Source organism: Streptomyces sp. NPDC126510, assembly GCF_040302345.1.
GTDB lineage: Bacteria > Actinomycetota > Actinomycetes > Streptomycetales > Streptomycetaceae > Streptomyces.
In genome coordinates, this window is the sequence record NZ_JBEORR010000018.1 from 88,490 (window position 1) to 101,401 (window position 12,912).

Annotated in this window: 11 protein-coding genes; 8 read left to right on the forward strand and 3 right to left on the reverse strand. The window is 72.4% G+C overall.

The genetic code is table 11. The features are described from left to right. Window positions 1-343 precede the first annotated feature (343 nt). On the forward strand, window positions 344-1,567 hold the full coding sequence (locus tag ABTX60_RS25020; protein ID WP_352099239.1) for a transglycosylase family protein: 1,224 nt from the start codon (window positions 344-346) through the stop codon (window positions 1,565-1,567). Here ABTX60_RS25020 and ABTX60_RS25025 read toward each other — a convergent pair. Continuing rightward, a complete protein-coding gene (locus tag ABTX60_RS25025) occupies window positions 1,557-2,858 on the reverse strand; it encodes a DMT family transporter (protein WP_352099240.1) in 1,302 nt (433 codons plus the stop codon). The two genes, ABTX60_RS25020 and ABTX60_RS25025, sit on opposite strands and share 11 nt — an antisense overlap. 210 nt (window positions 2,859-3,068) lie before the next feature. Between ABTX60_RS25025 and ABTX60_RS25030 the strand changes: the two genes are divergently transcribed. The 7 genes from ABTX60_RS25030 (at window position 3,069) to ABTX60_RS25060 (ending at window position 10,855) form a co-directional block, all read left to right on the forward strand. Next, window positions 3,069-3,824: a (2Fe-2S)-binding protein gene (locus tag ABTX60_RS25030; RefSeq protein WP_352099241.1), complete on the forward strand. Its 756-nt coding sequence runs from the start codon at window positions 3,069-3,071 to the stop codon at window positions 3,822-3,824. A gap of 39 nt (window positions 3,825-3,863) precedes the next feature. Next, on the forward strand, window positions 3,864-5,015 hold the full coding sequence (gene glgA, locus ABTX60_RS25035) for a glycogen synthase (RefSeq protein WP_352099242.1): 1,152 nt from the start codon (window positions 3,864-3,866) through the stop codon (window positions 5,013-5,015). A 51-nt stretch (window positions 5,016-5,066) separates the two neighbouring features. After that, window positions 5,067-6,275, forward strand: coding sequence for a glucose-1-phosphate adenylyltransferase (gene glgC, locus ABTX60_RS25040; protein WP_352099243.1), 1,209 nt, complete (start codon window positions 5,067-5,069; stop codon window positions 6,273-6,275). 263 nt (window positions 6,276-6,538) lie between these two features. Next, window positions 6,539-7,882: a wax ester/triacylglycerol synthase family O-acyltransferase gene (locus ABTX60_RS25045; protein ID WP_352099244.1), complete on the forward strand. Its 1,344-nt coding sequence runs from the start codon at window positions 6,539-6,541 to the stop codon at window positions 7,880-7,882. Window positions 7,883-7,986: 104 nt separating this feature from the next. Beyond that, window positions 7,987-9,489: an SDR family NAD(P)-dependent oxidoreductase gene (locus tag ABTX60_RS25050; protein ID WP_352099245.1), complete on the forward strand. Its 1,503-nt coding sequence runs from the start codon at window positions 7,987-7,989 to the stop codon at window positions 9,487-9,489. Between the two features lie 653 nt (window positions 9,490-10,142). Further along, the gene (locus ABTX60_RS25055; RefSeq protein WP_167526749.1) at window positions 10,143-10,316 is read left to right on the forward strand and encodes a hypothetical protein; all 174 of its coding nucleotides are present in this window, start codon (window positions 10,143-10,145) and stop codon (window positions 10,314-10,316) included. 56 nt (window positions 10,317-10,372) lie between these two features. After that, window positions 10,373-10,855, forward strand: coding sequence for a GNAT family N-acetyltransferase (locus tag ABTX60_RS25060; RefSeq protein ID WP_352099246.1), 483 nt, complete (start codon window positions 10,373-10,375; stop codon window positions 10,853-10,855). Between the two features lie 22 nt (window positions 10,856-10,877). On the opposite strand, the gene ABTX60_RS25065 is transcribed toward ABTX60_RS25060, so the two are convergent. Both ABTX60_RS25065 and ABTX60_RS25070 read right to left on the reverse strand, forming a co-directional pair. Continuing rightward, window positions 10,878-11,297 carry a VOC family protein gene (locus ABTX60_RS25065; protein ID WP_352099247.1) on the reverse strand — a complete coding sequence of 140 codons (420 nt, stop codon included), beginning with the start codon at window positions 11,295-11,297 and terminating at the stop codon, window positions 10,878-10,880. 204 nt (window positions 11,298-11,501) lie between these two features. After that, window positions 11,502-12,857, reverse strand: coding sequence for an amidase (locus tag ABTX60_RS25070; protein WP_352099248.1), 1,356 nt, complete (start codon window positions 12,855-12,857; stop codon window positions 11,502-11,504). Window positions 12,858-12,912 lie beyond the last annotated feature (55 nt).

Consider the following 12,912-nt stretch of genomic DNA (forward strand, 5'->3'; position numbering starts at 1 on the left):
CGCTCCTAAAGACCTCGGTATCGGTGCTGCCGGTGGGGCCCCACAAGCATGCCCCCGTCGACCATCCTGACGTGCCGCTACTTCGTCCGCACGCGCGGGTCGCACGACATCGCGCAGGCTGATACGGACGGGAGCCCCGTCGCACTCAGCCGACGCACGCGTCCCCGCGCACGGCGCACCCGCGCACCGGGTGCCGTACACGGTGCACCGCCGAGGCGCACGTCGCGCAACAGGGGCCTCATACCGGCCATTTGGGCTCCCGGGCGGCGAAAAGGCGTCTTGTTCTGGCCGGTTCGCAGCGCTTACTTTTGCCCCTCCTGACGCATGTCTAGGGGGGCTTTCGATGGCCGTACGCGGCCGGCACCGCCGGTATCAGCCGAACAGGATCAACCGCGCCTCACTCACCGTCACGGCGGGCGGCGCGGGCATGGCACTGCCGTTCATGGGCACCGGCGCCGCTCAGGCGGCGGACATGGACACCTGGAACAAGGTCGCCGCCTGCGAGTCCACCAGCAACTGGAGCATCAACAGCGGCAACGGTTTCTACGGCGGACTGCAGTTCACCCAGTCCACCTGGGAGGCATACGGCGGCCGGGCCTACGCGGCGCGCGCGGACCTGGCGAGCAAGGACCAGCAGATCGCCGTCGCCGAGAAGGTGCTCGACGGCCAGGGCCCGGGCGCCTGGCCGGTCTGCTCCGTGCGGGCCGGACTGACCCGGGGCGGCGGCGAGCCCGGCGTCCGGCCGGCCGCCGAGCGCACGAAGCAGAGGGAGACGAAGCCGAAGACCTCCATCGAGGACGTACGGCCGCAGTCCACGCCGCAGTCCCGGGCGGGCAACGCCGAGATGTACACCGTGGTTCACGGCGACACCCTCTCCGGCATCGCGGACGACCAGGACGTGCGGGGCGGCTGGCGGGGCCTGTACGCCGCCAACCGGTCGGCCATAGGGCCCGACCCCGACCTGATCGTGCCCGGCCAGCGCCTCGCGCTGCGCGGCGAGGGCGCCACGAAGACGCGCCCGGCGCACAAGCCGGCCCCGTCGGCCGGGCCCTCGACGAAGAAGCCGGCACAGGACCGTGCCCAGGAGCGGTCGAAGGAGCGGTCGCAAGACCGCGCCAAGGACGCGAACAAGGAGCGGGCCGGCCGGTCCACGGCCACCCGGCAGGGCCTCGTCGCCCCCGTCGGCGCCTCGCTCGGGACGCCCTACCGCAAGGCGGGCTCCTCCTGGTCGAAGGGCTACCACACCGGCATCGACTTCCCCGTGCCCACGGGCACCTCGGTCAAGTCGGTCGCGGCGGGCAGCGTCGTCAGCGCGGGATGGGGCGGCTCGTTCGGCTACCAGGTCGTCGTGCGCCACGCCGACGGCCGGTACAGCCAGTACGCCCACCTGTCCGCGATCTCCGTGCGGGACGGGCAGCCGGTGAGCGCAGGCCAGCGTATCGGCCGCTCCGGTTCCACCGGCAACAGCTCGGGCCCGCATCTGCACTTCGAGGTGCGGACGGGGCCCGGTTTCGGTTCGGACGTCGACCCGGTGGCGTACCTGCGGGCCGGCGGCGTCAGGATCTGACGCGTATGCGGTGCCGGTCGACCGTGGGGAGCGGGACGTACGGGATGCCGTGGAAGGGGACGTAGGAGAGCGGGCGTTCGTCGTCGGCGGCTGCCGCCGGCGGCTCCCCGCTCTCGTACGCGGCATCCGCAACGGCCGCCGCGGCCGACCCCGGCCTTGATGCGAGCACCGCGACCGGTGCGTCCGGCTCCGGCACGAAAACCGCGAGCGGTGTCTCAGGCCCGGATACGACAACCGTCGCCGACCGCGGTCCGGGCCCGGGCACGAACACTTCCGCCACGAGCGGCCGCCCACCGTCGGGCACGGACTCGACCATGGCGGGGACCGGCCCCGACAAGGCCACCGGCTCGGACGCTGCGACCCGCTCGGACCCGGCCACAGGCCGGGGTGCGACCCCAGGCTCCGGTGCTGTGACCGGCTCGAGCACAGCCACCGGCCCGGGTGCCGCGTCCGCCGGCTGCCCCTGCGTGAGCCGCTCAGCCGTCAGCAGGATCAGGCCACCCGCCGCCACCACACCGCAGCTCAGCGCGAGCGCCGTCCCCGTCGTGCCGTAGCGGAAGGATTCTCCGAACATCGTGATGCCCACCGCGGCCGCCACCACCGGGTTGACGACCGTCAGCGTGGCCAGCGGGGCGGCGAGGCCGGCGCCCCGGTAGGAGGCCTGCGACAGCAGCATGCCGGCCGTGGCGAGGACGCCGATCACGGCGAGGGAGGGCACGTCCGCGCCCGACACACCGCCGGTCCAGTCGACGGCGACGGTCTTGGTGAACACCGAGGACATGCCGAACGCGATGCCGGCACCCGTCGCCAGCAGCATGCTGCGCACCGCCGGGTGCCGGTGCGCGGCACGGGCGGCGATCATCAGCGAGACGACCACACCGGCGGTGACGACGGCGACGGCCACCCGCTGTGCGGTGTCCAGCGACCGCGCGTCGGACGCGGCGACCAGGGAGAGCAGACCGGCGAGCCCCACCGTCGCCATGATCGCGCCCCGCCAGGCCGTGGCACCGGCCTTGCGGCCGACGAACAGTGCCGCCATGGGCAGCGCCACCACGATGGTCAGCGCGCCGAGTGGCTGCACCAGGCTCAGCGGACCGTAGGCCAGAGCCACCACGTGCAGCAGTCCTCCGAGGCCGTTCAGCCCGACCGCCGCCCACCAGCCCGGCCGGCGCAGCGGCGCGTACTGCTCGCCCGGCGAGGACTCCGCCACCCGCTCCTGCACGATCGCCCCGCCCGCGTAGGCGAACGCGGAGACGAGCGACAGCAGGACGGACAACGCGAGGGCGCTCATCGGCTGCTCCTCTGCGTGAGGCGGGGGCGATCGGCCCGGCGCGGCGAAAGGGGGGCTTTCATGACCAACACCCTGCCGTGTCCAGGTCTTCCCGTCGTCGTCCCTGAGCACTCATTGGGTCCTACTGCCGATGGAGTACGAGGGGAGCACCGTCATCCCCAGGGTGGGCGGGTCCGGTCGGGGGCCACCGGGTCGCGTCCCTTAGGGGTCTTGGTACTACTGCTCTTCGTGGACCTCGACCCCGACCTCGCCGCGCTCCGCCCGCTCGCCGGCTTCTTCGTGCTGCGCACGGATGGAGCACCGGCCGGGTCCCTTCCCACTCTCGCACAGGCGTATGCCACAGCGGCACCGGAAGTGTCGGTAAATCCCCTGATTTTTCGCGTACGGAAGGTCGCGACCGCTCTACGTGCCCCGGAGCCGCGTGTCGCCGCGTCCGTGACCCATCTGGGCCTCGCGGCCCGGCTCTGGTCGATCGCCCTCGGCTGCGCCGCGCTGTACGGGCGCGTCCCCGATTTGGACCCCCGGTGGCTGCACTGGGACGTCGACGGCAGCGCCCCCGACGACCTGTGGCTCACGGACGTCAGGCCCCTCCCCGGTGACGCGCCCACGGTCGCGGAGGTCGTCCTGGACGGCCACCTCGTCCCCCTGGCGGCGGCCCTGCGCGCCCGTCACGGCCTCGCTCCCGGCCTGCTGCGGGGCAACGCCGCCTCCGCGCTGGCCGGCGCCGCCCGTGCATTGGACCGCTGGGCCCGGCGACACGGCCGTACGGACGTCGCCGCCCGGGGCCGCTCCCTGGCCGCGGAACTCCTCGCCCATCCGCGGCTCACCGGCGCCGGAACCCTCACTGGTACCGCCTTCCGGCGCCGCAGCTGCTGCCTCTACTACCGGGTTCCCGGAGGGGGCGTCTGCGGCGACTGTTGCTTCCCACGACCGCCCCGCTCTTCCCCACGCGCCCCATCTGGGTGACCATGAAAGGGAACGGCCGCTGAGAGCAGGGAGTTGCGGGTGCGCGTCGGACTGCTGACCCGGGAGTACCCGCCGGACGTGTACGGCGGTGCAGGTGTCCATGTGGAGTTCCTCGCACGCGAGCTGCGACCACTGGTCGACCTGGACGTGCACTGCTGGGGCGAGGGCCGCGCCGACGGTGTGCGGCGGCACCGGCCCTGGTCCGCGCTCGACGGCGCCAACGACGCGCTGCGCACGTTCTCCGTCGACCTCGCCATGGCCGCTGCCCTCGAAGGCCGCGAACTGGTCCACTCCCATACCTGGTACGCCAACCTCGGCGGCCACCTCGCCAAGCTCCTGTACGGCATCCCGCACGTGATGACCGCGCACTCCCTGGAGCCCCTGCGCCCCTGGAAGGCAGAGCAGCTCGGTGGCGGCTACGACCTGTCCAGCTGGGCCGAACGCACGGCGATCGAGGCCGCCGACGCGGTGATCGCCGTGTCCGGCGCCATGCGCGAGGACATCCTCGGCTGCTACCCGGCGCTGGACCCGGAGCGGGTACACATCGTGCACAACGGCATCGACACCACGCTCTACCGTCCCGACCCCGGCACGGACGCGCTGGATCGGATCGGCCTCGACCGCTCCCGCCCGTACGTGCTGTTCGTCGGCCGGATCACCCGCCAGAAGGGCGTGCCCCACCTGCTGCGCGCGGTGCGCGACATCGACCCGGCCGCGCAGGTCGTGCTGTGCGCGGGCGCCCCGGACACGCCGGAGATCGACCAGGAGTTCCGCGAGCTGTTCGGTGAGCTGAGCGGGGTCCGCGACGGGGTGTTCTGGATCCCGAAGATGCTGCCGCGCCCGGAGGTGATCCAGCTCCTCACGCACGCCGCCCTCTTCGTCTGCCCGTCGGTGTACGAGCCGCTCGGCATCGTGAACCTGGAGGCGATGGCCTGCGGCACGCCGGTGGTGGCCTCGGCGGTCGGCGGCATCCCCGAGGTCGTGGACGACGGCACGACAGGGCTGCTCGTCCCGCCCGGCGACGACTTCGAGGCGGGACTCGCCCGGGCCATGGACACCGTCCTGGGCGATCCGGCGGCCGCCCGGCGGATGGGCGAGGCCGGGCGGGAACGCGCGGTCGGCGAGTTCGGCTGGGACGCGGTGGCCCGCCGCACGGTCCGGCTCTACGAGGAGATCGTCAAACAGGCTTAGCGGGTACTGCTCAGGGGCAGGCATCGGGAAATCGGCGTGAGGGGAGCGGCCATGCGTGGTGGTGGTCCTTCGGTCCTGGGGATCGTGCTGGCGGGCGGCGAGGGCAAGCGGCTGATGCCCCTGACCGCGGACCGGGCCAAACCGGCGGTGACCTTCGGCGGCACGTACCGCCTGGTCGACTTCGTCCTGTCCAACCTGGTCAACGGCGACATCCTGCGCATCTGCGTCCTGACGCAGTACAAGTCGCATTCACTCGACCGGCACATCACGACCACCTGGCGGATGTCCAACCTGCTGGGCAACTACGTCACGCCCGTGCCCGCCCAGCAGCGCCTCGGCCCGCGCTGGTACCTGGGCAGCGCCGACGCGATCCTGCAGTCGCTGAACCTCGTCTACGACGAGCAGCCCGAGTACGTCGCCGTCTTCGGCGCCGACCACGTCTACCGCATGGACCCGCGCCAGATGCTCGCCCAGCACATCGAGAGCGGCGCGGGAGTGACGGTCGCCGGCATCCGGGTGCCGCGCACCGAGTCCTCGTCCTTCGGGGTGATCACGCCGGCCTCGGACGGCCAGACGGTGGAGCGCTTCCTGGAGAAGCCGACGGATCCGCCGGGTCTGGCGGACGATCCGAGCTGTGTCTTCGCCTCGATGGGCAACTATATCTTCACCACCAAGGCCCTCATCGAGGCGCTCAAGAGGGACGCGGAGGACGCGTCCTCCGTGCACGACATGGGCGGCTCGATCCTGCCCCAGCTCACCGACCGGGGCGAGGCCGCGCTGTACGACTTCAGCGCCAACCACGTGCCCGGCGAGACCACCCGTGACCAGGGCTACTGGCGGGACGTGGGGACGCTGGACGCCTACTACGAGGCCCACATGGACCTGATCGCCGAGCGCCCCGCCTTCAACCTGTACAACCGCAGCTGGCCCATCTACACGCACTCGTACCAGCTCTCGCCGGCCCGCTTCAACGCGGGCGGCATCGCCAGCGAGTCCATCATCAGCGCCGGCTGCCTGGTGCGCGGGCAGGTCACGCGGTCCGTGCTGTCGCCGGGTGTGGTGGTCGACCCGGGGGCCGTGGTGCAGGGCTCGGTGCTGCACGACAACGTGCACATCGGCCGGGGCGCGGTGGTGCGCGGCGCCGTCCTCGACAAGAACGTCGAGGTGCCGCCGGGCGCGACGATCGGCGTCAACCCGGAGCTGTACACCGTGTCCAAGGGCGGGGTCATCGCCCTGGGCAAGGGGCAGTTGGTCACCTGACGCCGGACGGGCCGAACATATTGTCCGGACATACGCGTGGCGCGGCGGCACCGTCGGTCCATGACGCCTCCCGGGTGACTCCCACGGGGTGCCCGGCGACGCAACCTGTGCTGAACTGACGGCACATGCACCATAAGTCCCGCCCCTTCCACCGGGGCGGGACTTAATCTGCTGTTAACTGTACGTAGCCTGATCGTACTTGACCGTAATCGGCTGGGGGCGGTTGACTGCTGGCCCACCCGTCGTCGACGCGAGGCAAGCCCTTGACTGCTGATCTACTCGCTCCTCTCGACCTGGCGTTCTGGAACCTGGAGTCCGCCGAGCACCCCATGCACCTCGGCGCGCTCGGGATCTTCTCGGCCCACTCGCCCGCCGCGGGCGCCCACGCGGCGGACCTGCTCGCGGCCCGGGCGGCCGGGGTCTCCGGGCTGCGGATGCGCATCCGCGACGTGTGGCAGCCGTTGCCCTCGGCCCTGCGCCGGCCGCTCGCCTTCGGCGGCGCGGCCCGCGAGGCGGACCCGGACTTCGACCCCCTGAACCACGTACGGCTGCACGCCCCCACCGCCGATTTCCACGCGGTGGCGGGCCGCCTCATGGGGCGCCCCCTGGAGCGCGACCGCCCGCCCTGGGAGGCCCATGTCCTGCCGGGCGAGGACGGCGTCTGCTTCGCCGTGCTGTTCAAGTTCCACCACGCCCTGGCCGACGGGCTGCGGGCGCTCACCCTCGCCGCGGGCGTCATGGACCCCATGGACATGCCCCCGCCCCGGCCCCGCCCCGCCGCACCCCCGCGCGCTCTCGTGCCGGACGTGCGCGATCTGCCGGCGATGATGCGCGGCGCCCTGTCCGACGTGAGCCGCGCCCTGGACATCGGCGCCTCCGTCGCCCGCTCGTCCCTCGACGTGCGCTCCACCCCCGCGCTCACCTGCGAGCCGAGCGGCACCCGCCGCACCGCCGGGGTGGTGCTCGACCTCGACGACATCCACCGCGTCCGCAAGACCGTCGGCGGCACTGTCAACGACGTCCTCATCGCGGTCGTCGCGGGCGCCCTGCGCCGCTGGCTCGACGAGCGCGGCGACGGCAGCGAGGACGTGGCGCCCCGCGCGCTGATCCCCGTCTCCAAGCGCCGCCCGCGTACCGCGTACCCGCAGGGCAACCGGCTCTCCGGGTACTTGATACGGCTTCCGGTGGACGATCCGGACCCGCTGGCCCGTCTGGCCTCGGTCCGGGACGCCATGGATCGCAACAAGGACGCCGGCCCCAACCGGGGCGCGGGTGCCGTCGCCCTGCTCGCCGACCACGTCCCCGCCCTCGCCCACCGGCTCGGCGGGCCCCTGGTCGGCCAGGCGGCCCGGCTCTGGTTCGACCTGCTGGTCACCAGCGTGCCCCTGCCCAGCCTGGGCCTCAAGCTCGGCGGCCACCCCCTCACCGCCGTCTTCCCCTTCGCTCCGCTGGCCCCCGGCCACTCCCTGGCGGTCGCGGTCTCGACGTACCGGGGGAGCGTCCACTACGGCCTCGTCGCCGACGGCGAGGCCGTCCCTGACCTCGACCTGTTCGCCACGGCCGTCTCCAGGGAGGTGGCGACACTGATCAAGGCCTGCCGGTCGTGATCAAGACGACTTTGGCGGTGCGGCCCGGCGCTCCGTAGAATTCGCCCTTCGAATGCGGGCGCGACCGGCGCGCCACGACGGCAGAGCAGGGAACGACAGCGGCGATGACGGTGACACAGGACGGCCCGCAGGCCATGGACGAGGCCGGCGGGCTCTCGTACGGACCCGGCATCGACCCCGAGCGCCTGGCCGTCTGCCTCAGCGTGCTCGAGGAACTCGACAAGCTGGAGGTCGACCACCCGGACGCCATCGCGGTGCGCCGGGCCACGGCGGGCGTCTACCGCACGGTCAAGCAGCGCCGCCGCCAGGAGCGCCGGGCCGCCAAGACCGCCCACGACAAGGCGGTCACGGAGGCCACCGCGACCGGCTCCGCCCAGCGCATCGACGACGAGACCGAGGGCCTGCTGCCGTCGTCGGCCACCGAGGAGGGCAGGGTCGCGGGCATACTCCAGCGCCCCCGCTCCTGCTACACCTGCAAGACCCGGTACGTGGAAGTCGACTACTTCTACCACCAGCTCTGTCCGGACTGCGCCCGCGTGAACCGCGAGAAGCGCGACGTCCGCGCCGACCTCAGCGGCAAACGGGCCCTGCTCACCGGCGGCCGGGCCAAGATCGGCATGTACATCGCGCTCCGGCTGCTGCGCGACGGCGCGCACACCACGATCACCACGCGCTTCCCCAAGGACGCCATCCGCCGCTTCAAGGCCATGGACGACTCCGCGGACTGGATGCACCGCCTGGAGGTCGTCGGCATCGACCTGCGCGACCCCGCTCAGGCCGTGGCCCTCGCGGAGCAGGTCGCCGAGGCGGGCCCGCTCGACATCCTCGTCAACAACGCGACACAGACCGTGCGCCGCCTGCCCTCCGCCTACGCCGCGCTGGTCGAGGGCGAGAGCGCCCCCCTGCCCGCCGGTGAGCTGCCCGCCCACCACGTCATCGGCGCCTTCAACTCCGGCGCGGTCGACGGCATCGCCGCGCTGCCGCTGGGCACCAGCGGCCTCGACGCCCAGAAGGTCGCCGATCTCGCCCTGGTCGCGGGCAACGCCAGCGTCGAGCGGCACCTGGACGGCACGGCGATCGACGCGGGTGGTCTCGTGCCCGACGTGGTCGACTCCAACACCTGGGTGCAGACGATCGAGCAGATCTCGCCCGTCGAGCTGCTGGAGACGCAGCTGTGCAACTACACGGCGCCCTTCATCCTGATCAGCGCGCTCCGGCCGGCCATGGCCGAGGCCGCGAAGAAGGCGGAGAGCGGGCGCGCGTACGTGGTGAACGTGTCCGCGATGGAGGGTGTCTTCGGGCGCGGGTACAAGGGAGCCGGGCACCCGAACACCAACGCCGCGAAGGCCGCGATGAACATGGTGACGCGGACCAGCGCGCAGGAGATGTTCCAGACCGACGGCATCCTGATGACCTCGGTCGACACGGGCTGGATCACGGACGAGCGGCCGCACTACGACAAGCTGCGGCTCGCCGAGGCCGGGTTCCACGCGCCGCTCGACCTGGTCGACGGTGCGGCCCGGGTCTACGACCCGATCGTGCGGGGCGAGGCCGGAGAGGACCTGTACGGGGTCTTCCTGAAGGACTACGCGCCGGGTAAGTGGTAGGCGGGGCCCTGTCGGACGTCAGCGGGCGGCGTGGGGGCGGGCCGCGCAGTTCCCCGCGCCCCTGAGTCGGTCATGCAGGGCCCCGGGCGACGAGCACGGCGTTTCCCTCCAGTGGCGCCCGTCAGTCCAACGCTTCGAGCCGGGAGTTGCGGGCCGGGCGCGTACCGCGTCGGCCGGGCGTCCGCTGCGCAGCTCCACGCCTCGGTCCCCCGCAGGACGGCCGTTGCCGTACGGCAGCAGAACATGGCGGGCTTTCGACTCGGCCAACGGCACCTGAGCTGCGCACCGTCCGAAAAGCGCCGTCGTCGACGTACGCCGTTCGAGTGATTCACGAAACGCCGGAATGGCCACGAATCGGTACGTAAACCTGAGTTGAACGCGGGATGACGCGCGATCGTTACCGGTTGTTTTCAGCCCCATCGAGCGGGGCCCTGCTCATTTGGTTAGTCTGATGCGGACGGACAGCAGCACGGGGTCCTACCCACACCCACGGTCCGTCATGGGACCAGCCGGTTCACCACGGCCTGCTCTCCCGTGAGTCGACCGGCGCCACCGCGTCCGAACTGCATTTGGCATAGAGGCCCGAGTGGGCGTCAGGCGCAGCAGGACCGGCGCGTACGTCCCGAGGGTGACCGACACATAAGGAGTGCGCGGTGACACCGGAGAAGACGAATCGCGATCAGCGCCCCAAGGAACGCGGCGAGCGCGCCGGCCGACGGGCCGACGAGCTCGGCAGCCTCGACGTGTGGGCCCGTTCGGCCCCGATCCGCCTCGCGGGCTACGAGGACGACCTCGCAGAGCCTCACATCCTGCCCAGCGTCGACTGACATCGGGCGCACCCCTCCGCGACCTCCGAGCGCATGGCCGTGCCAGACTCGCGACCATGCTGATCAGGGAAGCAACGGCTGACGACTGGCCTCGCATCTGGCCGTTCTGGCACCGCATCGTCGCCGCGGGCGAGACCTACGCATGGGACCCGGGCACCTCCGAGGAGGAGGCCCGGGTCCTGTGGATGAATCCGGCGAAACGCGTCTACGTCGTCGAGGACGACAGCGGTGCCGTGGTGGCCTCCGCCTATCTCACCCCCAACTACGGTGGCCCCGCCGCCCGTATCGCCAACGCCGGCTTCATGGTCGACCCCGGCCAGGGCGGCCGGGGCTACGGGCGGGCCCTCGCCGAACACCTCCTGATCGAAGCCCGGGCCGCCGGCTACCGGGGCATGGTGTTCAACGCCGTCGTCGAGACCAACCCGGCCGTGTCACTGTGGACCACCCTCGGTTTCACGATCCTCGGTACGGTGCCCGACGCGTTCGACCACCCCCGGCACGGCCGGGTGGGGCTGCACATCATGCACCGGGCGTTGTAGGGCGACCGGGAGGGCGCGGTTCTCAGGGGCGGGCGTACGGCCGGATCATGATCTCCATGTTGTGGCCGTCCGGGTCGTCGAAGTAGGCGCCGCGACCGCCGAAGAGGTCGTTCACCCGGCCGGGCCGGGTGTGGTTCGGGTCGGCGTAGTAGGTGACGCCGATCGCCTCGAGACGCTCGATCATGCCGTCGAACCGGTCCTCGGGCACGAGGAACGCGTAGTGCTGCGGCTGGATCGGCTCGTCGGTCTTCTCGTAGTAGTCGAGGGTCACGCCGTTGCCCAGGTCCAGGGGCAGGAACGGGCCGAAGGGGGCGCCCACCTCCAGGCCCAGGACGGCCGCCAGGAAGTCCACGGACAGTTGGCGGTGGGAGGCGTAGACGACGGTGTGATCGAGGCGGGCGATCGCGGCCGGCGGTTCGGTGGCATGCGGGGTGTGGGACATGCGTGGGTTCTTCTCCGAGTCTCGGGATCCGTGAGGAAGCGCCCAGGGGCGCGGGGACGAGGACACGAAGACGAGAGGCGGGGCGCGTGCCCTCTCCGGCTCTCGGGCGGGCCCGGGCGGGGTCACCCCCGCCGCGCTCACTCCGAGGCCGGGCGCCTCACTCGTGCATGGCCTACGGCCGACCCGGCAGTCACCCGGCCGACCCTAGTCCATCGGCGCCGTACGCTGCCACGGGTTTCGCTCCTCCAACTGCCCGGCCAGAGCCAGGAGTCGGGACTCCGTGCCGGGGCGGCCCACGAGCTGCACGGCGCACGGGGCGCCCGAGGGGAGGGTGCCGAAGGGGACGGACATGGCGGGCCAGCCGGTCAGGTTCCACGCGGGTGTCAGGGGCGAGTAGTTCGTGTTCGCCAGTACGTTGCTCAGCCAGCCCCGCTCGTGCCACGGCCCGGCCTTCGGGGAGCGGCGGGCGAGCGCGGGCGTGAGCAGCACGTCGTGCTCGGTGAAGAACGGCTCCAGCCGCCGGCGCAGCCGCTCGCGGCTCGCCCCGGAGCTCACGGTGCGCAGGAAGGGCCGGCCGAGCCGGGCGTGGACGCGGGTGCGTCGGGTCAGCAGCCGGGGGTCGAGCGGCCGGGCGTCCGCGGCGGTGCCCGCCGTCCAGTGGGTCAGGGAGGTCGTGGCGAGTGACATCGGGTAGGGCGGGTCGGCACGCCGGACCTGGTGGCCCGCCCTCATCAGCAGCCCCGCCGCGTCCCGGGCGGCCGCCGCGTAAGGACGGCTGATCGTGGAGCCGGCCAGCGGGCTGCGCAGCGACACGGCGATCCTGAGGACGCCGGGCGGGGGCACGAAGCCGGGCTCGGTGCCGGGTTCGGTGCCGGCGAGGACCGAGAACATCAGGCGGGCGTCCTCCACGGTCGTGGCGAGCGGCCCGTTCTCCGCCATGCCGAACCAGGTGCTGTCGCCCTCGCCGGTCGGGATCACTCCCTGCCCCGGCTTGATGGTGACCAGGCCGCAGTTGGCGGCCGGTATGCGCAGGGAGCCCATCCCGTCGTTGCCGAGCGCGATCGGCACCATTCCGGCGGACACGGCCGCCGCGCTGCCGCCCGACGAGCCACCCGCCGAACGCGTGGGGTCCCAGGGGTTGCGGGCGATGCCGAGCACGCCGTCCGTCGTGCCGAAGACGCACAGTTCGGGGACGTTCGTCACCCCCACGACCACCGCGCCCGCCGCACGCAGCCGGGCCACCGTCACATGGTCCCGCGCAGCCGGCGTGTCCGGCGTCGCGGCCGAGCCGATCCGCCGGGACTCACCGCGCACCGCGAGGTTGTCCTTGACGGCCACCGGCACTCCGGCCAGGGGCAGTTCGGCGAGGTCGCCGCGCGCCGCCACCTCCTCGGCCTCGGCCAGGGCCGCCTCGGCGCGCACCGCGCGGAAGGCGCCGACCCGGCCGTCGAGCCGCTCGATCCGGGTGAGGTGCTCGGCCACCACCTCGCGGGGCGTGACCCGCTTCTCGCGTACGGCGGCGGATATCTCGGCGGCGGTGCGGCCGGCCCACGTGGTCACAGTGGCTCCTCGGAGGGGAGAGGGCGGACTTACTGATGAGTACGTTGGGAGAACT